Origin of the sequence: Streptococcus orisratti DSM 15617 (genome assembly GCF_000380105.1) — a bacterium.
In the GTDB taxonomy this organism is placed as follows: Bacteria; Bacillota; Bacilli; order Lactobacillales; family Streptococcaceae; genus Streptococcus; species Streptococcus orisratti.
Genome location: NZ_KB904452.1, coordinates 20,012 through 45,726 on the forward strand (window position 1 = coordinate 20,012; position 25,715 = coordinate 45,726).

Here is a 25,715-nt window from a genome sequence, read left to right on the forward strand (position 1 = left end):
CTCATTAAATCTTATTCTATAACGCCAATCTCTGATAATGGCCAAATCTTAAAGACTAACTTACCCACAATTTGTTCATCAGAAACTGTACCGATTGAGGTATTTCGAGAATCAATCGAAACCTCACGATTATCCCCCATTACAAAGATTCGATCTTCTGGAACTTGGTAAGGAAATTTTATATTGGTTTGCCCGTAGGCCTTGTGTTTCAGATAAGGTTCCTTCAATTTAGTCTGATTGACATAAACCGTTCCGTCATCTTTCATATCAACCCAGTCACCTGCTTCAGCAATCACGCGCTTTACTAAAATATTATTGTTATAGTAGAAAGCAACAATATCTCCTGTCTCAAAATGACTACTCTTAACAGAAACTACGACATCGCCACGATCTAGTGTCCCACGCATAGACTTCCCATAAATTCTAAGGATAGGAAGAAACAGAACAGCTACTAAAACAGCAAAAGCTGCTACGACAATGAACATGAAAATAGTGCTTCGGATAGTTTCCATAAATCGTTTGCGATATCTCGCCTTTTGGTAAACCTTTTTAATCTCAGCTGTCTGAGGTAAGGAAAATTTTTGCTGTGATTTACCCTTCATCCACTTCTCCCGCATTAGCTTTGATATTGGTTAAATAAAGATCAGCTGTTTTTTGAGCTTCTTCAAAAACCTTTGTCAACTGAAGAGAAGCTTGAGCTAAAGATCCTGCTTCAGCAATTTTAATTCTCTTATCAGCAAGTTCTGCCTCAGCCTGAGCTAACTCTGTTTTCAAACGATCAATCTCATCGGCTTGAGCTAGCATAATTTCGTACAATTCAATACGTTTTAATTTTCGTAGCTGCTTTTCTTTCACTCTAACATTTTCCTTTTTTATTTTTAGCTTTTTAGCATAAAATTGGACGCATCTCTATGACTATTGTAACATAAAAGTTTCACTTTTTTTACGAATATGCTCACAAAAAAAGAATATTTTAAGAAAGTAACTTACAAATAATTTTCAATCAGGATTTTCATTTTTTGTTTGATACCTTTAGTTGTGTAATCTTTTGTGATTCATACTCAGCATTTTCCATAATTTTATTGAATAGATGCAGTTTGTGGATTAAATCCAACCTAATACAGAGTCCAAATCTATTAATATAGTCTTGATAATCTCGCAGCTTGTTTTTAGTTCTAAGCAAATAGCTGCAGGTAATATGGTAAAATGGATAGCAAAGCAAAAAAAAGCAGAACTCATTCACTGAATTCTGCTTTTTTATAATTTTCTTACTCTTCAATTAAAAATTCCCAACCATTCATTTTTCCTTTTTGTTCCACCACAATTTCCTTCTCAGGCTCTTTTCCCAAAACCAGATAATCTAAACTGACACCAAAGATTTCTGCCAGCTGGACTAGTTTATCAATATCTGGCGTTGCTTCACCATTTTCCCACTTGGAGACAGCCTGACGGGAAATATAGAGTTTCTCTGCCAACTCATCTTGAGACAGGTTCTTGGATGTGCGTAAAGTTCGAATTTGTTGTGCTAATTGAGTCATTTTTAATTCCTCCTCTTTTTCTAAGTTTAGTATAACTTAGGTATAAATAGTTTACTAGCAACACTTCAGAAACTCTCGCAACCAACAGTTGCAACCTGTCAACTAAGCTTCAACTGACAGAACCTTCTTCATTTTTCGCTCAAAATCGTATCGACTCATCATAACAACATGATCACAGTTAGTGCATCGAATCTTAATATCTGCTCCTAAGCGTACAACTTCCCAGCAATTTGCTTTTTTCCCTGTAGCTTTTATGGTGCAAGCATGTGGCTTTTTCATTTCAACTAAAGAGCCTAATTCGTACATTTTTTCTCCTTTGCCCATTTGTAAAGAAAATCTCTTATTTTCTATTTTTCAACACACATTTTGTGACATAAACTAGTATTTTAACCTTTACACATTAATACCAATTGACATCTTATACTCAATGAAAATCCACCCTTACTCCTTAAATTTAGTGAATGCTACTATCGTTTAAGTTTCAAGGATGATTTACTTTATTTTTACCTCACTTCTGCTTAAGAATAGGAGGTAAATAAAGGTAGGCATGATTACTCAATTCTGGTTCCTTTATTAATTTGTCCTTACCGGCGTGATGAGTTGAATGAAATTTTCACTATCATCTCCTGGTACTAAGGTAAATGGACGAACAGGTGAAATAAATCGGATAGTCACTGTTTCACTTTTAAGCGCTTTTAAAGCTTCAATCAGATAAGTCGGATTAAAGCTAATAGTTAGGTCACTGCCAGTTTGACTAAGAGTATCCAGTTCTTCATTAACTTTACCCACTTCAGGAGAATTGACATGAGCAGAAACGGATTTTTCGGTAATTTCAAGCTTAACAGTACCATTTTGGGTTGCATTTGAAATTAAGTGTGCACGCTCCATCGCAGAACGAAGTATAGCTGTCGTAAAAACAACTTCAGTTTCAAAATGATTTGTCAAAAGACGATCCGTATCTGGGTAATTTCCCTCTAAAAGACGAGTATAAAAACTAATATACTCACTTCTAAAAAGAATTTGGCTAGGAGAGAAGAAAACTTCAACTTTTTCAATATCATCTGCAAAAACAGCTGAAAATTCACGTAGAGACTTACTCGGAATAACAACATCAAAATCATTAGAATTATTTTCCAATGTGAGCTTACGTTGACTCATGCGATGAGAATCTGTGGCGACAGCTTTGAATTCATTATGATTACTTAAAACCATGTGAACGCCAGTTAAGATCGGACGACTTTCTTGGAGACTTGCTGCAAAAGCAGTTTCTGAAATAATTGACTTTAGAAGTTTCGTTTCAAGTATCAGTGGACTATCAGTAGCAACTTCTTGCAAACGAGGATAGAGATCAACGTCTTTTCCTTTTAGTGTGATTTCAGATTTGCCACTGGTTAAAACTACTTGATGATGCTCAATTTCTTCAAAATCTAGAGTTAAATCTGGGAGACTAGAAATAATATTAATAAAGAAATTGGCTTCTAAAAGTATCGCACCTGGTGAGGTTATCAATAGACCAGCATTTTCATTTGTAATAGGAATTGTATTTTCAATAGAGATTTGACCATTGGAACCTGTCAGGACAATAGCTTTATCCATAACAACAATTTTAATCGTTGATAAAATTGGGATAGCATTCTTACTAGCAATAGCACGTTTTGTGGCATTTAAAGCTTGTAAAAATAGTGATTTATTAATTGAAAATTTAATCATGAAAACTCCTTTATTAGTTAATATAAGTATAGTAGTAGTAGTAGGTCTTGTGGATAAAGTGGAAAAGCTGTAAAAAGCGTAGAAAGACAAGGCATAAGAATTGTTCACAAATTGTGGAAAACTTTTATGTTTCTAAGATAGTTATCCACAGAGACTATTTTATTTTATTTCGAATAGTATCAATTTCAATTCGCAAACTATCGTCTTGGGCAATCATATTTTTGATTTTATTATAGGCATGAAGGACAGTTGAGTGATCTCGTCCTCCAAATTCCTTACCTATTTTAGGCAAACTGTTATCAGTCATTTCTCGGGTTAAAAACATAGCCACCTGACGTGCTAAGACGATATTTTGTGTGCGCTTAGTAGCTTTAATCTCCTTGACAGTTACTCCATAAAATTTGCCAACTTGACTTTGGATTACTTCAATAGGAATAACGGTCATTTTTGGGCTATCTTGCTTCCGAGCTCTGATAGCCTCGGCGGCGATATCAACGGTAATGGTGTTGACTTGCTTAAAATTAGCCACTAGACTAATATCTTTTAGAGCTCCCTCAAGTTCACGAACGTTTGAATTAAATTGTCCCGCTAAATAACTAATAGTATCTGCCGGAAAAATGTAAGGATAATCCTGAATCTTATCTTCTAAGATAGCAACCCGTGTTTCAAAATCAGGAGGGGTAATATCTTGGATAAGCCCCCACCCAAAGCGCGTGACTAAACGCTTTTCAAGATCATTAAGTTGATCAGGAGTACGGTCACTGGTTAAAACAATTTGCTTCCCAGCCTTGTAAAGCGCATCAAAAGTGTTGAAAAATTCCTCTTGAGTACCAGACATACTTTGTTTAGCTAAAAATTGAATATCATCGATAAGTAGAACATCCAGATTGCGGAATTCTTCCTTTAATGAATCCATATCTTTGAGCCTGATATGAGTGATAAATTGATTGATAAAGTTTTCAGTTGTAATGTACTTAACACGCGCAGATGGTGTATTTTCTAACACGGTATTACCAATGGCATTGAGAATATGAGTCTTACCGAGACCTGGTCCACCCCAGATAAAGAAAGGATTATAAATACCACCTGGATCATTAGCAACAGCGAGTGCGGCTGCAAATGCCCACTGGTTACCTTTACCTTGAATAAAGTTGTCAAAGCGATATTTAGGGTTTAAATCAGATTTGATAGCAGGTAAAGGTGTCGTAGAAACTGGAACAGAATAATTAGTATCTTGTTCTTCAACGCTGTCAGGAGTAGATTGAGTAGTTTTATCAAATGTATACTCAACTGATATTTCAGCATTGAAAACTTCAAAACCAGCTGTTAGGATAACAGGTTTTAAATTTTTCTCCCAAAACAATTCTTTCATCTTATCAAGATGAATAATAGCAACGTTATTTTCGACTTTTATTAAATAAGCATCAAGCACAAAAAATTCGTAAGTAGCTTGTTTTAATTGACTTTGAGCGAGTTCCAAAATTCTATTCCAAAAAATTTGTTCATTTTTAGTCATAAAAGGTCCTCTTGTGGATAATTCTAGTAACATTCTATCATAAAAAAAAAAAGTTTTCCACAAGGTTAAAAAAGAAAATCCTCAGTGTTAAAAAAAGTTTTCCACAATCTGTGGAAAAGAAAAAAAGCCTTGTCTTTTTGAGGCTTTTTGCAATACATAAGGTGTGGAAAAACATGAAACTAGAAAAAGGAATACCAACAGGCTAATCTAACTTGTTGATAATTCTGTTAAAATCTTCCTCGTTTGAAAAATGAAAAGTGAGTTGTCCCTGTCCACCTTTTTTCTGACTAATAGTAACAGGTAGTCCTAATAATTTTGACAGCTCTTTTTCTTTATCTTTTATGAAAAGATTGACTGTTTTGTTAGTTTTAACCTTAGGAGTTTCTTTTAGTAATTTTTCAAGTTGTCTCACACTCAGAGACTCTTTGAGAATGCGCTGATACCAGTATTCTTGTTTATCAGAACTGTCTAAAGTGAGAAGTAGTCGCGCATGTCCTTGAGAAAGGTTATCAGTTTCCAAGGCCTGAATTAAAAATGAAGGAAGGTTAAGTAATCGCAAACAGTTAGTGATATAAGGGCGTGATTTTCCCATATATTGGGCAAGTTCTTCGTGAGTCATCTGATTTTTATCAAGGAGTTGCTGGTAGGCTTTTGCTTCTTCAATAGGATTAAGATTGGAACGTTGTAAATTTTCAACAACGGCCTGTTGCATACTTTCTTGATTGCTTAGTTCCTTAATAATAGAAGGAATTTTATCAAGTCCAGCTAATTCGCTCGCTCGTAAACGTCGTTCTCCTGCAATAAGTTCATACCCGAAAATACTGGAAGGCCTAACGATAATTGGCTGGATCAAACCATTTTTCTTAATTGAATTTGCTAACTCCTCAAGATCTTTTTGATTAAACTCCAACCGTGGTTGATAAGGATTTGGAGAGATATCCCTAATGGGTATCAATTTTAATTTTTCAGACATAAAACCTCCTAAAAAATACCTTTACATCATTGTAAAGGTATTTTACACTACTTGTCAAGTTACTCATCAGATAAATCTTTGGTTGTCTTAGTTAGTTCAATCGTTGTTGTTTTTTTCTCTGTCCCACGATAGAATGTGACTTTGATAGAATCATTAACAGAGTGACCATAAAGGATACTTTGGAGATCTGAAGAGGAGGTTACTTCTTTGCCATCAATTTCAGTAATGACATCATACTTTTCAAGTTTTCCTTGAGCAGGCATACCATCAATAACTTTTGCAACGACGACACCATTTGTAATACTGCTAGGAATATTTAGCTGTGAGATAGCATTTGTGGAGAGTTCACTGAGTGCGGCCATTCGAATTCCTAATGCTGGACGCACAACTTCTCCATTTTGTTCAAGTTGATTAATAATCTTTACAACATCGTTTGCAGGGATTGCAAAGCCCATACCTTCTACAGATTCACCAGATTGGCTCGAAGTAGAAGAAATTTTACTTGAGTTAATGCCAATGACTTGTCCTTCAACATTGATAAGAGCACCTCCAGAATTTCCTGGATTGATGGCAGCATCTGTTTGAATAGCATTAGTTGAAATAGTTTCACCATTGCTATTTGTGAGTGTTACAGTACGGCTTAGACTGGATACGATCCCTTGTGTTACTGAATTTGCATACTCGGTACCCAGCGGACTACCGATAGCAATAGCAGTTTCCCCTACAGTTAATTTATCAGAGTCTGCAAACTCTGCTACTGTTGAGATATTTTTTGAGGAAATTTTGACGACTGCAATATCTGAATAGGTATCTTCACCAACTAACTCACCGACGACTTTGGTGCCATCTGAAAGCATAATTTCAATTTGTTTTGCACCTTCAATAACATGTGTGTTTGTGACAAGGTAAGCGGAGTCACCGTCTATTTTATAGATAACTCCAGAACCTTCACTATAGTCACTGAGTTCATCTGAAGAAGAACTATCAGATTGATCACCGAACATTTGTGTAGAAAAATTATTTTCGAGTGAACTACTTTGTGATTGATAATTGATTACCGAAACGACAGCTTCCTGCACTTTTTTTACGGCTTCTGTAGTACTCGTTGAGTTTTTATAAGAAACGCTACTAGTGGTTACATTAGAAGAGCTAGATACAGTTGTTTGAGACTTATTTGTTATATTCAAAGCGACTAAAGCTCCTGTTAGACCTGCTAAGAATAAAATAATAACAGCTGCAACAGGTTTCAGCCAATTTTTCATTTTTTTCATTATTGAACCTCCAATATTTTGTAATAGCATATAAAATGTGACTTAATTATACCTTAAAAAAAATGAAAAAGAAAGAAATCCACAGCCTGTGGAAAACTGTTAATAAATTTTGATATTTTGGGCATAAAATGGTAAAAAAAGTAGAAAGGATGAGACTAGTAGCTTGTGGATAAGTTGTGCAATTTGTGTGGATGTATGTTAAAATATCTCTATGAAAGTTAAATTAATTACTGTTGGAAAATTAAAAGAAAAGTACCTTAAAGAAGGTATCGCAGAATATGTTAAAAGGCTTGGAAGATTTGCTAAAGTTGAGCAGATTGAATTGGTCGATGAAAAAACACCTGACAATGCTAGTCAGGCGGAAAATCAAAAAATTCTCTCTAAAGAAGCAGAACGTATTTTAGCGAAAATTTCAGATAGAGAATATGTTATTGCTTTAGCGATAGAGGGAGAACAGTTTCCTTCAGAAAAATTCAGTAGGCTTCTTTCAGAGGTTACGCTAAAGGGGTTCTCAGATATCACGTTTGTCATTGGAGGAAGTCTGGGATTATCATCTGAGGTGAAAAAAAGAGCTAATCTATTAATGAGTTTTGGGCTACTTACTCTTCCCCATCAATTGATGCGTCTAGTCTTAGTCGAACAAATTTATCGTGCTTTTATGATACAACAGGGGAGTCCATACCATAAGTAAACAGATTGTCACTTCTACTTTATGATCCTTTATACTTTTAGAAAATCAAACTCAGACGTTGTTGCTTTTATTTGATGAAGACAGTTATGTCTGCAACTGTGTCGCCTAGTCTGAGTATAAGTGTTTATCTTTTTAAGATTGTTTTGCCATACCTCAGTCCAGCTTACAGTTTGCTATCTAATACTAAGAACCTGTATTTCACAGTTCAGCACTTCTATCTAAGGTTAGTTTTTTTCAAAATACAGTCAGTATTTTCTCAATAAAGAACCTGCCTTGATTAGCGAAAAACTATCTCTTATCTATAAGCACTTCACTTGTGAATACAGATTCTAAAAACAATCTAATGGTTAACCTGAAATTCCTTCAAAATTTTGGGTACAAAAACATAGTGGAGACAGTAAACAAACAAAATAAAAAGTGTCTGAACATTATTCAGGCACTTTTTATTTTGATCCCAGCAGGATTCGAACCTGCGACCGTTCGCTTAGAAGGCGAATGCTCTATCCAGCTGAGCTATGAGACCACTAACCCATTCATTTTAGCAAAATATCTATTCTTATGTCAATATATAATTTCATATTTGATAAAATAAAATGGAAAGAATTAAGGGGGTTAGTCTAAATAGTGTATGAGTGTTTTTTCTGTAAGGATATCTGAATAGGTATATGACTCAACGTAGGAGTTGTTAATCGCGCCAGGAACATCAGAATGTTCGTTGTATTCAACGACAAAAAGAGAAGGATATACCTCTGTTAAACGACCAATTTTATTTTTCTCACGTTTGCGGCCATTCTCTAAGGTCAATTCAACTAATTTTCCTTCATGTGCTTTAATTTCTTCTTTTATTTTTTTCATCTTTGCAACATCTGCAAATGCATCACTCATGTATTTTCTCCTTAAATGTAAAAATTAATTTTTTCAATTAGCGTTCTTCAAATTGTGCGATACTGGAAAATTTATTATATTCCTTTTGAAACATTAATTTAACGGTGCCACGTGCGCCAGCACGGTTTTTTTCAAGAATAACTTCAATAGTATTATCTTCCACAGCATCATTATTTTCTTCATCAGTATCTCGTCGGTAATAATCATCTCGATAGAGAAAGGCAACAATATCAGCATCTTGCTCAATTGAACCAGATTCGCGAATATCTGATAAGACAGGCCTTTTGTCTTGTCGTTGTTCCACACCACGGGAGAGCTGACTAAGCGCAATGACAGGAACTTTTAATTCTTTAGCTAAAATTTTTAATTGACGGGAAATTTCTGAAACCTCTTGTTGTCGATTTTCTGGGCGGGTTCCTGTAATTAGTTGCAGGTAGTCAATGACAATCAATCCTAGTCCGCCTTCAACCTCTTGAGCAAGCTTTCGAGAACGTGCACGAATTTCTGTAATTTTAATCCCTGGGGTATCATCAATATATATGGGAGCCTCTGCTAGTGCCCCTTGCGCAATAGTCACATTATTCCAATCTTGTTCAGTCAGTTGACCTGTCCGTAAAGCATGAGAATCAACAAGACCTTCAGCAGCTAGCATACGATCAACGAGGCTCTCAGCTCCCATTTCGAGTGAGAATATGGCAACGGGTTTATTTTGCTTAGTTCCTACATTTTGAGCAATGTTGAGTACAAATGCTGTTTTACCCACTGCGGGCCTCGCAGCGAGAATAATAAGCTGATCAGGGTGTAAACCTGTCGTAATTTTATCTAAATCTCTAAAACCAGTAGGTAGACCAGTGACATCACCTTTTTGTTGGGAACGGATTTCAAGATTTTCATAGTTAACTTTTAAAACATCTGAAATTTTACGAAAACCGGTTCGATTGCTATGTTCATTGATTTGGATAAGTGCTTGCTCTGCCTTAGCCAAAATATCTTCTGAAGTGGTCTCACCATTATAGGCTAGGTTAACACTATCTGTCAACCTAGAAATAATATTCCGCAACATAGCTTTCTCAGCAACAATTTTAGCATAGTAGTCTGCATTTGCACTTGTTGGAACGCTACTAACCAATTCTGCGATGTAGGATAGACCACCGATATTTTGTAAATCTCCTTGATCAGCCAGAATTGATCGAACAGTTGCAGCATCAATCGCTTCATTTCGATCACTCAGTGTAATCATCGCTTGGAAAATGACTTTATGGGAGTGTTTATAGAAATCATCTGCCTCGATAAATTCACGGATGGTTATAAGCTTATCAGGGGAGATAAAGAGAGAACCTAAGACAGCCTGTTCTGCGAGAACATCTTGCGGTAAAACTCTTAATTCAGTTACATCAGCCACTACTACACCTCCTATGTAATCAAACTGAATAGGGTTAAGCTTGTTTGATATTAAGTTTTATTTCAGCTGTAACTTCTTTGTGTAGTTTCACAGGTACCTCAATTAAACCTAAGGCACGAATAGGATGTGACAATTCAATGTGGCGTTTATCAAGTTTTACTCCAAACTGTTTTTGAAGTTCTTCAGCAATTTTTTTAGCGGTAATTGAACCAAAAGTGCGTCCATCGGGTCCGACTTTCTCAGTAAATTGAACACGTGTAGTCTCTTTGTCAAGTTCAGCTTTGATAGCTTTAGCTTCAGCAAGTAATTCAGCCTGTGCTTTTTCTTCGGACTTTTGTTTTCCTTTTAATTCACCAATAGCTTGGCTTGTTGCTTCTTTAGCTAAATTCTTCTTAATAAGGAAATTTTGAGCATAACCAGTTGGAACTTCTTTAATTTCTCCTTTTTTACCTTTACCTTTTACATCAGTTAAAAAGATAACTTTCATGATTCAGTCTCCTTATATTCGTTTAGTTCTTCATTGATTTGTTTTAATAATAAAGCTTGTGCTTTTGAAAGTGATGTGTCAGGAAGTTGACAAGCTGCTAGATTGAAATGACCGCCGCCACCAAGTTTTTCCATAATACGTTGAACATTAATCTTACTTCGACTGCGAGCAGATATAGAAGTAAGATTGTTAGGTGTGCGTGTTATAACAAATGTTGCTTCAATTCCCGACATTGATAATAGTGTGTCTGCAGCTTTACTAGAAATAACATTACTGTAAACAGCATTTTCAGCTCCACACGCAATAATAATATTTTCTGTAAATTTTTGACCTCGCAAGATTAACTCATTGATGAGACGGTATTCATCAAAATCAGTAGCTGAGATGTTCTGAATCTTAAGACTATCACTTCCCAAAGTTCTTAGATAACTTGCTACATCAAAAGTCCGACTCGTTACGCTAGCTGTGAAATTTTTGGTATCAAGCATAATACCAGCCATCAAAATACTGGCTTGTGTGCGACTAAGCGTATTTTTAGAACTTTGAAATTGTATGAGTTCTGTCACTAATTCGCTTGCGCTACTAGCTCCACTTTCAATGAAAGTGAGAACAGCATTTTCAGGAAAATCTTCATCTCGACGATGATGATCAACAACAATGACATCTGTAAACATGTTGTAAAGATCTTTTGACAAAGTTAAAGCAGTTTTTGAATGATCTACCATGACCAACAACGAGTGTGGCGTCACGAGTTCTTTAGCACGTTCAGCCGTTATTAACCGAGTATTCTTGTCATCTTTTATTAGATTAATTGCTCTAGAAATATCGGGGCTCATTTCATTTGGGTTATAGACGGCATAGGCATTATCAATGAGATTTCCAGCAAAAAATTGCATACCAATTGTTGCACCTAAGGCATCCATGTCAAGATTACGATGTCCAACAACAAATACGTTGTCAACCATTTTGATACGATCTGAGATAGCAGTCATCATAGCTCTGGTACGAGTTCGTGAACGTTTCACTGTTGATACTGATCCACCACCAAAATACATCGTTTTTTTATGTTCTTCATTCTCACGAACGACCGCCTGATCTCCTCCTCGAACAAGTGCAATATTCAAATTTTCAAGAGCTACTTGACCGATTTGTTGATGGTTACTTTGTCCAAAGGAAATTCCCATACTTAAAGTTAGTGGTAATCCATACTCTTTCGCTTTTAAGCGAAAAGTCTCTAAAATATCGAACTTCGTTTCAACTAAATCATTTAATACAGAGTAGTCGGTAAAAAAGTAAAAACGATCCATATTGACACGACGGTAAAATATATTTTTACTATGTGCAAAATCAGAAATGAAATTAGCAACAAAACTGTTAATTTGTGAAGTTTCTGCATCGGACAAATCATCGGTAACATCATCATAATTGTCAATAGATATGATTCCGATAACAGGTCTTAAAAAGGTAATATCCTCTTTTTGGCGATTTCCCATGAAACCATCAAAAAAGTAGAAGATACCAGATGTCAAATCGAGATATGATGAGTATTTATTTCCGCCAATTTCAAAACTTTGACTAGCGGCCCCATCACGCTTGGATTGAATAATGTCTTGAACAATATTTTCTTCAAAGTCTCCATTTTCATTGGTGAAAATAAGTTCTGCAAAGGGATTGAACCACTCAACTTCGGTTGTCTCTTCATCAAATTGAATAACACCAACCGGCATTTTTTCCAACAAGTGCTTTAGACTTAGCTCTGTTTGATTATTTAGGAGTTCGATTTGATCTAATTCTGATAACTCATAGGCTTCTTTTTGATAATAAAGCAGAGCTACCATAGCAGATAACGCTAAAAAAATCAGTAATAAAAGAATAGTTTGTGAGTGTAATAAACGTACAGAAATTGCTAGAATTCCAAACAAAATTAAACCAATTAAAACCAGATGAATGGTCTCAAAACGAAATCTTTTCATTGAATAACCTCTTAACTCATTATTATACCATAAAACAGCCCTAAGTTATAGGACCGTTAAGGGGAGATTCATTACAGTTTTGTAACACAAACTTGAGATTCTTACTTATTTTTTTGCTTTCCTTCTAGATAAACCATCAAAATAGAAATATCTGCTGGATTTACTCCTGAGATACGACTAGCTTGACCAATGGTTTCTGGATTGATCTTTTTAAACTTCTGGCGAGCTTCTGTTGCGATTGAATCAATATCATCCCAATTAATGTTTTTTGGGATACGTTTTTCTTCCATTCGCTTCATTTTAGCTACTTGCTCAAGTGCCTTATTGATATAACCTTCATATTTGATTTCTGTTTCTAATAGTTCGATAACTTTGCTATCTAGTTTTTCTGCTGCTGGTCCAATAAAGCTTGTAGCGATATCATAATTGATTTCTGGGCGACGCATAAATTCTTTGGCAGAAAGTGCATCTGTGAGTGGTTTAAAGCCAAGTTCCTCAATTCGTTTATTGGTTTCAGTAATGGGTTTTAACTTAATAGTTGACAACCTTGTCAATTCGTTGTCAAATTGACTTTTGCGAATTTTGAAACGCAAATAACGTTCATCGTCAACCAGTCCCACTTGGCGTCCAATTTCTGTCAGGCGCATATCTGCGTTATCATGTCGCAAAATCAAGCGGTATTCAGCACGGCTAGTTAAGAGGCGATAAGGTTCCAAGGTTCCTTTGGTTACCAAGTCATCAATCATCACACCAATATAAGCATCACTTCGTTTCAAGATTAATTCAGGTTTTCCCTGAACTTTCAGGGCTGCATTGATACCCGCAACAATCCCTTGTCCTGCTGCTTCTTCATAACCTGAAGTTCCATTGGTTTGTCCAGCTGTAAAAAGTCCTGAGATTTTCTTTGTTTCCAAAGTGGCACGAAGTTGATGAGGTAAGACAATATCATATTCGATAGCATAGCCTGTTCGCATCATTTCAGCATTTTCCAAACCTTTAATAGAGTGAATTAAATCTTTTTGAACGTCTTCTGGTAAACTAGTTGACAAACCTTGAATGTAAATTTCTTCGGTTTCACGTCCTTCTGGTTCGAGGAAAAGTTGGTGTCGTTCTTTATCTGAAAAGCGCACAATTTTATCTTCAATGGATGGACAATATCGAGGACCAACACCTTTGACAATTCCTGAAAACATTGGTGCTCGGTAGAGATTTTTATTGATAATATCGTGGCTAGTTTGATTGGTATAGGTCAGCCAGCAAGGAATTTGATTCTTGAGGTAGTCTTGGTCATTTGACATAAACGAAAAATGATTTGGTTTTTCATCACCAGGCTGAATTTCGGTAGCTTCATAATTGATAGAGGAGGCTTTGATTCGTGGAGGTGTTCCTGTTTTGAAACGGCCAATTTCTAAGCCTAATTCTTTCAAGTTGTCAGCTAATCCAATGGAAGCTAGACTATTATTGGGACCAGAGGAATATTTGAGTTCACCAAGGATAATTTCGCCGCGAAGTGCGGTTCCAGTCGTTACAACGACAGCCTTAGCCGAGAAATTTTGATTCGTAGCTGTACGGACACCGACTACCTTTCCATCTTCAACCAAAATTTCTTCAATCATGGACTGGCGGAGTGTTAAGTTTTCCTGTTGTTCAACGGTATGTTTCATAGTGCGGGCATAGAGTGCTTTATCAGCTTGTGCCCGAAGCGCTCGAACCGCAGGACCTTTACCAGTATTAAGCATTTTCATTTGAATATAGGTTTTATCAATATTGCGTCCCATCTCACCGCCCAAGGCATCAATTTCACGAACGACAATTCCTTTTGCAGATCCTCCAATAGATGGATTGCAGGGCATGAAAGCTAACATTTCAAGATTAATGGTTACTAGTAAAGTTTTACAACCCATACGGCTGGCAGCTAGACTAGCTTCAACACCAGCATGCCCAGCTCCAACAACAATTACATCATAATTTTCAGCAAATTCTCGTGTCATTATTTCTCCTTATCTGAATAGATATCAATCAGTCCCCAGAATAACATAATCCGAGTAAAACTTAGGTTACACTCTATTGAAATCATTTTAAAAAGAACATATATACTATACTCTTGATTAAGTTTATTGCGATAGACACTGCAAATGTTCCATGTATGATTTTTTCGCAACAGAGTACCTCCTTTTAATACACAAAAACAGCCAAAACCCTCGAAAATTGTACGCCGAAAAGACCTACAACTCCCATGAGCTTTGACCATCATGTTTATTGTTACGTTTATTTTATCAAATTCAACCTAAAAGTCAATTCTTAAAAGTGTGTAATCGAGTTAATAGTGCTTGATTATTCCCATATTTAAATAAATAATCGGTAAAATTTTTTCTTTCCAAAACTTTAGAAAGCAATCTTGAGTCTAAAACATCAATAATATCTAAGAAACTTTTTTTAGTTAGTTTATTTAGCTCTAAAAAAAGCTGAACTTCTTGACGTTTTCGGTCAGCTGCTTCTGGTGGATAGCCAATATTAAATTCCCCATGAAAAAGTTCGTTTAAGGTATATTGCAAATTTAATTCACCAGACCAACCAAAATTTAAGCCTAGTGGTAAAGAAACCACATTGCCGTTGTTAATCCGACCAAATAGATAGGCATCCTGAGGTGTTTGCACAAAGCCACAACGTAAACCTGGCAAACTATTGCAAGCCATCATCATTCCTTGTCCAGAAGAACACCCCGTTACAATAAAATCAGCTGCATTTGTTTCAATCAACAGACTAATCATAACAGCTACTTCCACATAGGTGTAGTTTTCTATTTCTTCTGGAAACACGCCTAGATTAACAACATCATGGTGTCCGTCCACTACCTCACAAACTGTGTCAAACAAGAGCTGGTTGATCTCAGTTCTTGTACTAGCTTGAATAACTACAACACGCATTTTCCCCTCCTTTACACATCTGTCAATTAGATTGACAAGCTACTCCTTAATCAAAAATCTAAGACCTTTCGATTTCAAGAACAGTTTTACATCATCTGTCATCAATAACACTGTTCCATCAATCGTTTTTAGATTAGGAAACTGACTCAGTTCTGATTCTGAAATTTTTGTAATATCAAAAAGGTCATCTTCTCTCCCCAATCGCAAAAAATAGCCAAAACTCTCGAAAATTGCAGGACAAAAAAGCCTACAATTCCCATGAGCTTTGACCATCATGATAATTGTTACTCTTATTCTATCAAAAGATTTGTAGAATTTCAAATCTGGTGTTACGTTAACGTTTCAATATATTCTAAGCCCCAAACCTCAACAGCATCCAGCACCGAACGAAATTTTTCACCCATTTCAGTCAAGCTGTACTCTACACGAGGGGGGACTTCTGCATAGACCGTGCGACTAATAATGCGATCCTCCTCCAATTGTCTAAGGTGCCTTGTTAACATGGTTTGAGTAATACCTGGAATCAGTCGCTGTAATTCATTGAAGCGTTTCGTTCCTGTACTGAGTTGGTAGATAATAACCAATCCCCACTTACCAGTCAAGACTTTTTGTGTTGTTGCAAAAGGGCAAATACCATATTCACTAACTTTTTTCAAAAAAATTCTCCTTTATTTATCACAATAGTATCACTTTTGATACCAACCAATGCAAAAGTACCTACTTGCATATTGGAATGCTTCAGCTATAATTGTACTATATCAAAAAAATTGGAGGACATCAAATGTCAACAAACTTGGAAATTTTTAATGCCTATAACAATGCTCTCATCGCTGGTGATTTTGCAGCTCTTTTTGAAACAATGGCAGACGACATTATCTGGCATCAACCCGGAAATCATTCAACATCTGGTGCTAAAATTGGTAAGGAAGTACTCGGAGCACATCTAGCAACTTTCGCTGAAAAAACAAATGGAACATTCAAAGTAGTGACAAACTGGGTATCCGATAATGATACTCTTGTTGCCGCTAACGTAACATTCCTCGGTACTAGAACAGATGGTGAAGAACTAAACATGAATGGTATCGATCTTTTCCGTATGGAAGAGGGCAAAATCAAGGAAGTTTGGCTCTTCTCAGCCGACCAAAAAGCCGAAGATGCTTTCTGGGGATAAGATAAAAAGCTCAGCACGAGGGTGCTAAGCTTTTATTTTTGATTAAATATACTGACAAGCCTCTCCATCTTTATAGGCCATGTCGATCATGCCACCACCCAGACACTCTTGACCGTCGTAGAAAACAACGGCTTGTCCTGGTGTGATAGCCCGTTGTGGCTCTGCAAAGATAACCTCTGCCTTGTCACCTTTTACCTTGACAGTCACTTGACTATCTGGTTGACGATAACGAAACTTAGCTGTACATTCAAGCGTGAATTCTTCAGGTATATCACGTGTAAAGTGGACTTGACTAGACTGTAAAGAAGTTGACATCAAGGACTCATGATAGAAACCTTGGCCGACATAGAGAATATTTTGGGATAGGTCTTTTCCGACAACAAACCACGGAGTATTGTCCCCACCGATTTGTCCACCGATACCAAGCCCTCCACGTTGTCCAATGGTGTAATACATCAAGCCTGCATGTTCTCCCATATCACGACCATCAACCGTCATCATACGACCTTTTTGAGCAGGTAGATACTGACTGAGAAACTCTTTAAAGTTTTTTTCACCGATAAAACAAATTCCAGTTGAATCTTTCTTTTTAGCCGTTGCTAAACCAGCTTTCTCAGCAATTTCACGAACTTCAGATTTTTGCAAATGCCCCAAAGGGAACATTGTTTTCTGCAGCTGTTCTTGAGATAGTTGGCTCAAGAAGTAAGTTTGATCTTTGTTATTATCTGCACCACGTAACATATGAACTGTGCCATCTTCGTCACGAGAGATTTGCGCATAATGTCCAGTTGCTACATAGTCAGCTCCGAGTGTCATGGCATAGTCAAGAAAGGCTTTAAACTTGATTTCCTTGTTACACATAACGTCTGGATTGGGTGTGCGTCCTGCCCGATATTCCGCTAGGAAATATTCGAAAACGCGATCCCAATATTCTTTTTCAAAGTTTACAGAGTAGTAAGGAATTCCAATTTGATCAGCTACAGCTGCCACATCTTTATAATCTTCGGTTGCTGTACAAACACCGAATTCATCTGTGTCGTCCCAGTTTTTCATAAAGACACCAATAACGTCGTAACCTTGCTCTTTCAAAAGGAGAGCTGTTACAGACGAATCAACGCCGCCACTCATACCGACAACAACACGTGTTTTTGAATTATCTGTCATGATAATCCTCCCATCAAGATATTTTTAGAACATAGGCTTGAAGGGCCTAGTTTTTCAAAAATCGATTTGAAGGTCGATTTTGAATGCACCGAGGTGCTCATCTATTATAACATGAAATTGATTTTAAATAATAAATTCTCCCTCTGATCACGTTTTCTTTGTTATAATAGGAAAGCAGAAATCCACTTGCAGGAGAAAGTCATGAAACATTTAAAATTTCAATCTGTCTTTGATATTATTGGACCAGTCATGATTGGACCGTCTTCTAGTCATACTGCTGGAGCGGTTAGAATTGGAAAAATTGTCAATTCTATTTTTGGAGAGATTCCAGAAGAAGTTACTTTTCAACTTTACAATTCTTTTGCTAAAACTTATCAAGGACATGGGACAGATAAAGCATTAGTCGCGGGAATATTAGGAATGGATACAGATGATCCTGAGATTAAAAATTCTCTAGAAATTGCTCATCGAAAGGGAATTAAATTATATTGGAATATCCTCAAAGATAGCAATGCTCCTCACCCCAATACTGCAAAAATTACTGTTAAAAAAGGCAGTAAGGACATGAGTATTACAGGGGTGTCAATTGGTGGAGGTAATATAGAAGTTACAGAGTTGAATGGTTTCTCTGTTTCTTTAAAAATGAATACCCCAACATTAATTATTGTTCATCAAGACATTCCTGGTATGATTGCCAGAGTAACGGATATTTTATCAGATTATAACATTAATATTGCTCAAATGAATGTTACACGTGAGAAGGCGGGTGAAAAAGCTATTATGATTATTGAAGTAGATTCACGGGACTGTCAAGATGCTGTCAAACGTATACAGGCCATTCCTCATCTCCATAATGTCAATTTTTTTGACTAGAAAGGAAGCTTATGTTTTATAGTATTAGGGAGCTTGTTAATCAAGCAGATGAAAAATTTTCAGGTAATATTGCTGAACTTATGATTGAAACTGAAATCGAACTATCTGGTCGAAGTCGTCAAGAAATTATTTCAATCATGAAACGAAATTTAGAAATTATGAAAAGTTCAGTTGTCAACGGATTGACAACTGGAAAATCTATTAGCGGGTTAACAGGAGGAGATGCCTTAAAATTAAATCACTATATGACAAACGGAAAAACCTTATCTGAAAAGAGTGTTTTAACAGCAGTTCGTAACGCCATGGCTGTCAATGAACTGAATGCTAAAATGGGACTAGTTTGTGCAACCCCCACTGCAGGTAGTGCTGGTTGCTTACCTGCAGTTCTGTCAACTGCTATTGAAAAACTAGAACTATCTGAAAAGGAACAGCTTGACTTTCTCTTTACAGCTGGTGCCTTTGGACTTGTCATAGGAAATAATGCATCCATTTCTGGTGCAGAAGGAGGTTGTCAAGCAGAAGTAGGATCGGCAGCTGCTATGTCTGCTGCAGCTCTCGTAAAGGCAGCCGGAGGAACGGCTTTTCAAGCCAGTCAAGCTGTAGCCTTTGTTATTAAGAATATGCTGGGACTAATCTGTGATCCCGTGGCTGGATTGGTCGAAGTGCCTTGTGTTAAGCGTAATGCATTAGGAGCTAGCTTTGCCCTTGTTGCCGCTGATATGGCATTAGCAGGTATCAAATCTCAAATTCCAACGGATGAAGTTATTGATGCAATGTATCAAGTTGGTTCAAGTCTGCCAACAGCTTTCCGTGAAACTGCAGAAGGGGGACTGGCAGCAACTCCAACTGGAAAGCAATTGAGTAAGGAGATTTTTGGGAAATGATTACAACAGTCTATCTTGTGAGACATGCCGAACCCAATTTTTACAACCATAATGATATGGATCGAGAATTAACACCAAAAGGTTTACAAGATTGTCAATTGTTATTAAACTATTTTTCTAAACAAAATATTCATGTGATTTATTCAAGCCCCTATAGAAGAGCTATTGAAACAATTAAAGCCACAGCTGAGTTTCATCAAGTGAGTATCATTAAAAGGGATGCTTTTAGAGAAAGAAAAATTAGTAGCAATTGGATTGAAGATTTCCAAAATTTTGTGCAGAAACAATGGCAGGATTTCTCGTTTAAATTGCCAAGTGGTGAATCTTTGGAAGAAGTTCAAGAAAGAACTATTCATGCTTTAAAGTGTCTATTAAAAGAAAGGCCAGGAGAGCAGATAATTATCAGTTCGCATGGAACAGCTATTTCAACAATTGTAAATTATTTTTATCCTCAATTTGGTTTATCTGATTTTCAAAAACTGAAGCGTCTATTTCCTTTTATCATTAGAATGATATTCGATAAAGAAAGATGCCTATCTATTTATCTTGACAACATCTTTACAGGAGAATCTAATGAAATCTATTCTATTTGACCTTGACGGAACCTTGGTTGATTCCAGTCAAGGTATCTTATCTGCATTCCGCTATACTTTTGAAAAGTTACAACTATCTATACCCTCTGATAAGGAATTGTCAACCTTTATTGGTCCTCCCTTAGAAGTTACCTTTGGTCACTACTTTCAGGACCAATCTGAGTTAGACAGAGCTATTTCTATCTTTAGAACTTACTACAATAGCAAAGGTGTCCATCAAGTTACTCTCTTTTCAGGAATTATCCCACTATTAGAAAAACTAGATTCTGCAGGTTATCAACTTTTTGTCACGACCAGTAAATATGAGCCAATGGCTGTCTTGATGTTACAAGAACTGGAAATTATTGACTATTTTAAAGCAATCTATGGTTCTCTTACAGGTCGATTTCACAAGGCTGATGTTATTTCTGCTTGTTTAGCTGAACAACAAATTTCTCAAACAGATGCTATTATTATTGGAGATACAAGGTTTGATATCATTGGTGGTAAAAAGGTAGGAATAAAAACACTTGGAGTAACTTGGGGATTTGGTTTACAATATGATTTACAGAAAGTTGGAGCCAATTATATTTGCCATCAACCTCAGGACGTTTTAAAAACACTAGAATGTTTTTAAAAAACTTTTCACTCAGCTTTATTTAGTTTTAGTTCCCAAAATTGTTATTTTGACATATATTTTTAAGATAAAAAATGTGATGCTCTAATTCAAGTTATATAGCCTTTTAGTTTGCTTTTAGAACTAGGCAACGAGCTGCAGACTTTACTGGAGTACGTCAAGGCGAGTGAACGAAGTAATAAAAGATAAGCTAGTTGACTATATCAGACAAGAAGCGCTCAATGACACTTATATTTGATAGCTTGTAAACATCTTTTAATGAGCGGTATTTGAATATCGTAAAAATTGTTAAGGAACCTTCCGGTAAAAATTTAGAGATAATTTTTCAAATTCATCATAAAAAATAAAATTTATAACACATAATGCAGTGAGTTGACATAGAAATGTATTTATGGAATAGCTATATAGACTAGAATAAAAATCAGCATCTAAAATTAATTTTAAATACAGTATCATAAAAAGCCATCAAATGATGACTTTTTTAGTATGATAGGTTCAGCAAGTTCTAGCTATTTTAACTCAGTATCCCCAGGCTGATAGCCCTTGTGCTTTATAAGCATTAATAGCAGAATTTACCTGATCTTGAACGGTTGCTGTGGAGCCCCATCCTGGCATTGTTTGGAATAGCCCTGATGCACCAGAAGCATTTGAAACATTTGGGTTACCGTTGGATTCACGTGCAATAATATGTTCCCACGTAGATTGTGGAACTCCGGTTGCTGCAGCCATCTGCGCTGCAGCTTCGGAACCGATTTGACCAGCAGTATTTCCATTACTTAAAGTAGTATTTACTTGAGATGTGGGGGTGTAAGATGTGGTAACAGGAGTATTTGCTTCTACATAGGAGTAATTATCTGTACTAGCATATGTTGTGTAAGCTTGTTCTTCTTCAACCACTGGAGAACTTTCAACAACAGTCACCGCATCAACAGATATTTCGGTTGTTTCTGGTGAAGTGGTACTTTCGATGACAGCGGTACTTGGTTCAGTTGAAGAAGATACAGATGAAGCAGTTTTTAGTTCCTTTGAAGAGGATATAGTATTTTCTTTAGTTGCAACAGATTCAGTGTTGACGTTTGTAGTTGAAAAAACAAAAACTAATGCGATGATACTTGACACTAATGTCAAGCTAAGCAAACTTGTAATAATTTGTTTTCGACGACGAGATTTTGCAATTCTGCTGTAGTTCATAGATTACCTCACATTATTCTACAGTTTACATCATAACTTTTTTTTATTACTTAAAGATGTTTCTTTTGTTAAAATTATTACAACAAAATTGAAATTTAAAGCTCTTTTGTAAATATATTGACAGTTTGTGTAAACCAATGAAAAATTTCGAAAACAAACGAAAAAAGCCTGAAAATATCAGACTTTCTCCTCTTAATACCAACCATTAGCATTCCAGAAAGCAAGGGCAGCAGACCATGAACCATAACGTCCTGCAACGTATGAGTCAGCAACTTTTTCTTGGTTTTCAGGAGATAGATCTCCATTTAAATATGAAAGGGATAATTGATAGCGACCATAGTATTGACCATTTTGAGCGGTATAGCTACCACTTGATTCGCGTTGAGCGATTACTTCTTTAGCTGCTGCATCAGCTGCACTCAATGAAGAAATGTAGGTTGTTTCTGTACTAGCAGTAGTACTGTTAGTATCTATTGTTTCAGCTGTTGAAGAATTGATTTCCAATACTTGTCCCACACTGATCAAGTTGATGTTGCTAATTTGGTTACTGTTAGCAATTTCTTCAACACTTGTATTATATTGTTTTGCAATTGCTGAAAGAGTATCACCTGATTTTACAGTATAAGAGTCAGCGTTTATTAGTGTAGGGAGCATTAGGAAAGATAAGACTACAAGTCCAGCAACTCCAATTTTAAATTTTTGTGTTTGTTTAAGCATAAGAAGCCTCTTTCTTTTAAAAATGTATATCTTATCATACCTTCTTTTTATTACTCTAGTTTTTGTTTAAGATTAAAATTATTACAAAGAGATTGATAGCAGATAAAGAAAACGCCCACAAAGAGGCGTTTTAAGCATTCTTTAAGAAAAAAAGAAAGATTCCTAGACTAATAATGACTAAAATGGTCAGGCTGTCTTTAGTAGTCCATTTTAATAGTCGGTATTTTGTTCGACCATCCCCTCCTTGATAACCACGAGCCTCCATGGCAATTGCTAAGGCATCGGCTCGTTTGAAACTAGATGCAAATAAAGGGATGAGAATTGGAATGATAGATTTTACCTTTTGAATTAAATTTCCTTCTCCAAAGTCAACTCCACGCGCTCGCTGAGCATTCATAATACGGGTAGTGTCATCCATCAATGTTGGGACAAAACGAAGACTGAGAGAGAGCATCAGGCCAATTTCATGCGCTGGAACTTTTAGTCTTTCCAGAGGCTTTAAAAGGGATTCTACAGCATCAGCTAAGCTTAGGGGAGTTGTTGTTAAAGTTAGTAGGGTAGAAAACAATATAATCAGTAAGAAGCGCATAAAAATCAAGGCAGCTTGGCTAAGACCATAGCTTGTAATTTTGATGATCCAAAGACTGAGAAAAACCTCCCCTCCTTGTGTAAAGAACATTTGAAAAATTGTTGTAAAAAGAATAATCCCCACCATGGGTTTAATACCATTGAAGAAGAAATTTAATTTAACTTGTGATAAGAAGATAACAACAAGTGTGAAGGTTAACATAATAAGATTGGTAATGAAATTGTTAGCCCAAAAAACAATGATAATGTACAAAATCATTGCAATAATCTTGCTGCGAGGATCCAATCTATGAATGAGCGAGTTTCCAGGAATATAGCGTCCCAGTATGAGTTTATCCATGCTTCAAGGCCTCCGAAAATTCTTCAATAGTAATAGGCAGAGGATTAATATCTAGGCCACGTTTAACAAGATTATGGGCAAATTTTGTAATTTTTGGCACTCCGAGTTGTTTGCTTTCCAGAAAGTCAACTTGTTGAAAAATGTCAGCTGGCTTTCCGGACATAACAAGTTTTCCAGCTTCCAGAACATTGACTGCATCAGCATAGTTAGCAACATCATCCATTAAGTGCGTTACTAGAACAATTGTCATGCCTTCTTGATGCAAAGTTTTAAAAAGTGTCATGAGTTCACGGCGTCCTTTAGGATCCAATCCTGCAGTGGGTTCATCTAAGACCAAAATATTTGGTTCCATGGCAAGGATACCTGCAATAGCTACACGGCGCATCTGACCACCAGAGAGTTCAAAAGGATTTTTATGGAACAAGTCCTCTGTAATACCTACCAAAGCTAATTTTTGACGAGCTAAATTTTCTGCATCACTCTTGCTCGCACCAAAATTTTGCGGACCAAAGGCAACATCTTTTAAAACTGTTTCCTCAAAAAGCTGGCTTTCAGGAAATTGAAAAACGAGTCCAACTTTTTGACGGACAGATTTGATGTCTTTATTTTTTGAGACTGATGTTATGGCAATATCATCAACAAATACTGTTCCTTTTGTTGGTACATTGAGACCATTTAAAAGTTGCATGATGGTTGATTTTCCAGAACCTGTGTGACCAATGAAGGCAGTGTAGGAGCCGTCTGTTATTGCCAAATTGATATCAAAAAGAGCACGTCCTTCAAATGGCGTCCCTTCTTGATAAGTATAGTCTACGTTTTGGAGAGTAATTCCCATAACTGTTCTTCCAATTCCTTTTCTGTGAGATAATCGTCTTTTATTTGTATTCCTTGAGTCCTTAGTTCTTCAATGAGATTAGCAGTAAATGGGATATCCAGACCGAGCGTCAGTAAATCTTTGCCACGAGCAAATAATTCTCGCGGTGTTGAACTTGATTCAACTCTCCCCTCCTTCATTACTAAGACACGGTCACTTAGTGCAATCTCGTCCAAATCATGTGTAATTGAAATGACTGTTATTCCGTATTGCTCTCGTATATTTTTCATGGTCTTAATAAGCTCAAGTCTGCCTTCAGGGTCTAACATGCTGGTTGACTCATCTAAGATGATAATACGAGGACGCAGGGCAACAGCTCCAGCGATGGCTACGCGCTGTTTTTGACCTCCAGATAAACGTGCTGGTTCTCGATTCGCAAATTTTGACATCCCAACAAGATCAAGGGCATCTTTGACTCGCTTGCGCATCTCTTCTAAAGGTAGTCCTTTATTTTCAAGCCCAAAAGCAACATCGTCTTCAACCGTGGCCCCAACAAACTGATTGTCAGGGTTTTGAAAAACCATACCAATCTTGTGGCGAATATCCCAGACATTTTCTTCTGTTAACTCTTGGCCTTCAATAAAAATCTGACCAGATTCAGCCTTTAAAAGCCCATCTATTAGGCGTACAGTGGTTGATTTTCCAGAACCATTATGCCCAATAATAGACAGCCACTCACCTTGTTTCACGTGAAACGAAACACCATTAAGCGTGTAACCTTCTTGTTCTTTGTCATATTTGAATTTTAGATCTTTAATATCAATACTATTTGCCATTATTTGAAGGTATCCTTAAAGAGAAATCCTGCTCCTTTGAAATAATCATATCCAGAATAGATTGTAAAAATTAAGGCTATATAGAGCAAGAAAGTTCCAAAACTTGTCCAATGGAACAGCAAAAAGATAATGGAAAACATTTGTGTAAATGTTTTGATTTTTCCAGGCATAGCTGCAGCCAAGACGGTACCGCCGTTTTCAACTAAAAGGAGACGAAGTCCTGTTACTGCTAGTTCACGGCAGATAATAATAGCTGAAATCCAAGCAGGTACCATTCCCAACTCAACCAACATGATAAAAGCAGTCATTACTAACATTTTGTCGGCTAGAGGATCTGCAAATTTACCAAAATTTGTCACTACTTTCCATTTACGGGCTAGATAGCCATCTAAGTAATCCGTAATACTAGCAATGGCAAAGATAATAGCAGCAAAAATGTGGCCAGCCTGACTTTTCCAAAAACAAAGAATCAGAATGAATAAAGGAATCATAATAATTCTAGCCAGTGTAAGTAAATTTGGAATATTTTCTTTTTTCTTAAAATCAATCATCATA

Annotated in this window: 27 protein-coding genes, 1 tRNA gene and 1 pseudogene; 6 read left to right on the forward strand and 23 right to left on the reverse strand. The window is 36.4% G+C overall.

Annotated elements, in window-relative coordinates; translation table 11 throughout:
• Positions 1 to 11: 11 nt before the first annotated feature.
• The 8 genes and pseudogenes from lepB to A3I7_RS0102125 form a co-directional block, all read right to left on the reverse strand.
• Positions 12 to 602 (reverse strand): signal peptidase I, encoded by a 591-nt coding sequence (lepB, locus tag A3I7_RS0102085; RefSeq protein ID WP_018375131.1) that lies wholly within the window; start codon positions 600 to 602, stop codon positions 12 to 14.
• The gene (locus tag A3I7_RS0102090) at positions 592 to 855 is read right to left on the reverse strand and encodes a hypothetical protein (RefSeq protein WP_018375132.1); all 264 of its coding nucleotides are present in this window, start codon (positions 853 to 855) and stop codon (positions 592 to 594) included. Before A3I7_RS0102090 ends, lepB begins: the two co-directional genes overlap by 11 nt.
• A gap of 416 nt (positions 856 to 1,271) precedes the next feature.
• Positions 1,272 to 1,571, reverse strand: a pseudogene (locus tag A3I7_RS13015) (helix-turn-helix domain-containing protein); the annotation flags it as partial.
• Positions 1,572 to 1,640: 69 nt separating this feature from the next.
• On the reverse strand, positions 1,641 to 1,844 hold the full coding sequence (locus tag A3I7_RS0102100) for a DUF951 domain-containing protein (RefSeq protein WP_018375135.1): 204 nt from the start codon (positions 1,842 to 1,844) through the stop codon (positions 1,641 to 1,643).
• Between the two features lie 267 nt (positions 1,845 to 2,111).
• The gene (gene dnaN / locus A3I7_RS0102105; protein WP_018375136.1) at positions 2,112 to 3,248 is read right to left on the reverse strand and encodes a DNA polymerase III subunit beta; all 1,137 of its coding nucleotides are present in this window, start codon (positions 3,246 to 3,248) and stop codon (positions 2,112 to 2,114) included.
• 154 nt (positions 3,249 to 3,402) lie between these two features.
• Complete coding sequence (gene dnaA, locus A3I7_RS0102110) at positions 3,403 to 4,764, reverse strand: chromosomal replication initiator protein DnaA (protein WP_018375137.1); 1,362 nt, start codon at positions 4,762 to 4,764, stop codon at positions 3,403 to 3,405.
• Between the two features lie 202 nt (positions 4,765 to 4,966).
• A complete protein-coding gene (locus A3I7_RS0102120) occupies positions 4,967 to 5,737 on the reverse strand; it encodes a ParB/RepB/Spo0J family partition protein (protein WP_018375139.1) in 771 nt (256 codons plus the stop codon).
• A 59-nt stretch (positions 5,738 to 5,796) separates the two neighbouring features.
• A complete protein-coding gene (locus A3I7_RS0102125) occupies positions 5,797 to 7,008 on the reverse strand; it encodes a S1C family serine protease (protein ID WP_018375140.1) in 1,212 nt (403 codons plus the stop codon).
• Between the two features lie 211 nt (positions 7,009 to 7,219).
• Between A3I7_RS0102125 and rlmH the strand changes: the two genes are divergently transcribed.
• Entirely contained in the window at positions 7,220 to 7,699 is a 480-nt protein-coding gene (gene rlmH, locus A3I7_RS0102130; protein WP_018375141.1) for a 23S rRNA (pseudouridine(1915)-N(3))-methyltransferase RlmH, read from the forward strand.
• Positions 7,700 to 8,148: 449 nt separating this feature from the next.
• On the opposite strand, the gene A3I7_RS0102135 is transcribed toward rlmH, so the two are convergent.
• The 8 genes from A3I7_RS0102135 to A3I7_RS0102180 form a co-directional block, all read right to left on the reverse strand.
• Positions 8,149 to 8,222 (reverse strand) — tRNA-Arg (locus tag A3I7_RS0102135).
• 89 nt (positions 8,223 to 8,311) lie between these two features.
• On the reverse strand, positions 8,312 to 8,584 hold the full coding sequence (locus A3I7_RS0102140) for a Veg family protein (RefSeq protein WP_018375142.1): 273 nt from the start codon (positions 8,582 to 8,584) through the stop codon (positions 8,312 to 8,314).
• Positions 8,585 to 8,621: 37 nt separating this feature from the next.
• Positions 8,622 to 9,986: a replicative DNA helicase gene (dnaB, locus tag A3I7_RS0102145; RefSeq protein WP_018375143.1), complete on the reverse strand. Its 1,365-nt coding sequence runs from the start codon at positions 9,984 to 9,986 to the stop codon at positions 8,622 to 8,624.
• Positions 9,987 to 10,020: 34 nt separating this feature from the next.
• Positions 10,021 to 10,473 (reverse strand): 50S ribosomal protein L9, encoded by a 453-nt coding sequence (gene rplI / locus A3I7_RS0102150; RefSeq protein WP_018375144.1) that lies wholly within the window; start codon positions 10,471 to 10,473, stop codon positions 10,021 to 10,023.
• Complete coding sequence (locus A3I7_RS0102155; protein ID WP_018375145.1) at positions 10,470 to 12,446, reverse strand: DHH family phosphoesterase; 1,977 nt, start codon at positions 12,444 to 12,446, stop codon at positions 10,470 to 10,472. The genes rplI and A3I7_RS0102155 overlap by 4 nt, the downstream gene beginning before the upstream one ends.
• A 101-nt stretch (positions 12,447 to 12,547) precedes the next feature.
• Positions 12,548 to 14,437, reverse strand: a complete 1,890-nt coding sequence (gene mnmG / locus A3I7_RS0102160) for a tRNA uridine-5-carboxymethylaminomethyl(34) synthesis enzyme MnmG (RefSeq protein WP_018375146.1) — start codon at positions 14,435 to 14,437, stop codon at positions 12,548 to 12,550.
• Between the two features lie 303 nt (positions 14,438 to 14,740).
• Positions 14,741 to 15,373: an RpiB/LacA/LacB family sugar-phosphate isomerase gene (locus A3I7_RS0102170; protein ID WP_018375148.1), complete on the reverse strand. Its 633-nt coding sequence runs from the start codon at positions 15,371 to 15,373 to the stop codon at positions 14,741 to 14,743.
• A 329-nt stretch (positions 15,374 to 15,702) separates the two neighbouring features.
• Positions 15,703 to 16,029: a winged helix-turn-helix transcriptional regulator gene (locus tag A3I7_RS0102180; protein ID WP_018375150.1), complete on the reverse strand. Its 327-nt coding sequence runs from the start codon at positions 16,027 to 16,029 to the stop codon at positions 15,703 to 15,705.
• Positions 16,030 to 16,154: 125 nt separating this feature from the next.
• Here A3I7_RS0102180 and A3I7_RS0102185 point away from each other — a divergent pair, with 125 nt between their 5' ends.
• The gene (locus A3I7_RS0102185) at positions 16,155 to 16,544 is read left to right on the forward strand and encodes a nuclear transport factor 2 family protein (protein WP_018375151.1); all 390 of its coding nucleotides are present in this window, start codon (positions 16,155 to 16,157) and stop codon (positions 16,542 to 16,544) included.
• Positions 16,545 to 16,586: 42 nt separating this feature from the next.
• Here the strand turns inward: A3I7_RS0102185 and mnmA are convergent, their stop codons facing one another.
• Complete coding sequence (mnmA, locus tag A3I7_RS0102190; protein WP_018375152.1) at positions 16,587 to 17,708, reverse strand: tRNA 2-thiouridine(34) synthase MnmA; 1,122 nt, start codon at positions 17,706 to 17,708, stop codon at positions 16,587 to 16,589.
• Between the two features lie 201 nt (positions 17,709 to 17,909).
• Here mnmA and sdaAB point away from each other — a divergent pair, with 201 nt between their 5' ends.
• The 4 genes from sdaAB to A3I7_RS0102210 are packed head-to-tail and all read left to right on the forward strand — an operon-like array spanning position 17,910 to position 20,674.
• Positions 17,910 to 18,581 carry an L-serine ammonia-lyase, iron-sulfur-dependent subunit beta gene (sdaAB, locus tag A3I7_RS0102195; protein WP_018375153.1) on the forward strand — a complete coding sequence of 224 codons (672 nt, stop codon included), beginning with the start codon at positions 17,910 to 17,912 and terminating at the stop codon, positions 18,579 to 18,581.
• An 11-nt stretch (positions 18,582 to 18,592) separates the two neighbouring features.
• On the forward strand, positions 18,593 to 19,465 hold the full coding sequence (gene sdaAA, locus A3I7_RS0102200) for an L-serine ammonia-lyase, iron-sulfur-dependent, subunit alpha (RefSeq protein WP_018375154.1): 873 nt from the start codon (positions 18,593 to 18,595) through the stop codon (positions 19,463 to 19,465).
• Positions 19,462 to 20,058, forward strand: coding sequence for a histidine phosphatase family protein (locus tag A3I7_RS0102205; protein ID WP_018375155.1), 597 nt, complete (start codon positions 19,462 to 19,464; stop codon positions 20,056 to 20,058). Before sdaAA ends, A3I7_RS0102205 begins: the two co-directional genes overlap by 4 nt.
• Positions 20,039 to 20,674 carry an HAD-IA family hydrolase gene (locus tag A3I7_RS0102210; protein ID WP_018375156.1) on the forward strand — a complete coding sequence of 212 codons (636 nt, stop codon included), beginning with the start codon at positions 20,039 to 20,041 and terminating at the stop codon, positions 20,672 to 20,674. Before A3I7_RS0102205 ends, A3I7_RS0102210 begins: the two co-directional genes overlap by 20 nt.
• A 519-nt stretch (positions 20,675 to 21,193) precedes the next feature.
• Here the strand turns inward: A3I7_RS0102210 and A3I7_RS0102215 are convergent.
• The 6 genes from A3I7_RS0102215 to pgsA all read right to left on the reverse strand — a co-directional run bounded on the left by A3I7_RS0102215 (position 21,194) and on the right by pgsA (position 25,714).
• A complete protein-coding gene (locus A3I7_RS0102215) occupies positions 21,194 to 21,865 on the reverse strand; it encodes a transglycosylase SLT domain-containing protein (protein WP_018375157.1) in 672 nt (223 codons plus the stop codon).
• A gap of 192 nt (positions 21,866 to 22,057) precedes the next feature.
• Positions 22,058 to 22,582 carry an aggregation-promoting factor gene (gene apf, locus A3I7_RS0102220; protein ID WP_018375158.1) on the reverse strand — a complete coding sequence of 175 codons (525 nt, stop codon included), beginning with the start codon at positions 22,580 to 22,582 and terminating at the stop codon, positions 22,058 to 22,060.
• Positions 22,583 to 22,712: 130 nt separating this feature from the next.
• A complete protein-coding gene (locus A3I7_RS0102225) occupies positions 22,713 to 23,510 on the reverse strand; it encodes an energy-coupling factor transporter transmembrane component T family protein (protein WP_018375159.1) in 798 nt (265 codons plus the stop codon).
• On the reverse strand, positions 23,503 to 24,345 hold the full coding sequence (locus tag A3I7_RS0102230; protein ID WP_018375160.1) for an energy-coupling factor transporter ATPase: 843 nt from the start codon (positions 24,343 to 24,345) through the stop codon (positions 23,503 to 23,505). The genes A3I7_RS0102225 and A3I7_RS0102230 overlap by 8 nt, the downstream gene beginning before the upstream one ends.
• Positions 24,321 to 25,160 carry an energy-coupling factor ABC transporter ATP-binding protein gene (locus tag A3I7_RS0102235; RefSeq protein WP_018375161.1) on the reverse strand — a complete coding sequence of 280 codons (840 nt, stop codon included), beginning with the start codon at positions 25,158 to 25,160 and terminating at the stop codon, positions 24,321 to 24,323. Before A3I7_RS0102235 ends, A3I7_RS0102230 begins: the two co-directional genes overlap by 25 nt.
• Positions 25,160 to 25,714, reverse strand: a complete 555-nt coding sequence (gene pgsA / locus A3I7_RS0102240; protein ID WP_018375162.1) for a CDP-diacylglycerol--glycerol-3-phosphate 3-phosphatidyltransferase — start codon at positions 25,712 to 25,714, stop codon at positions 25,160 to 25,162. Before pgsA ends, A3I7_RS0102235 begins: the two co-directional genes overlap by 1 nt.
• Position 25,715 lies beyond the last annotated feature (1 nt).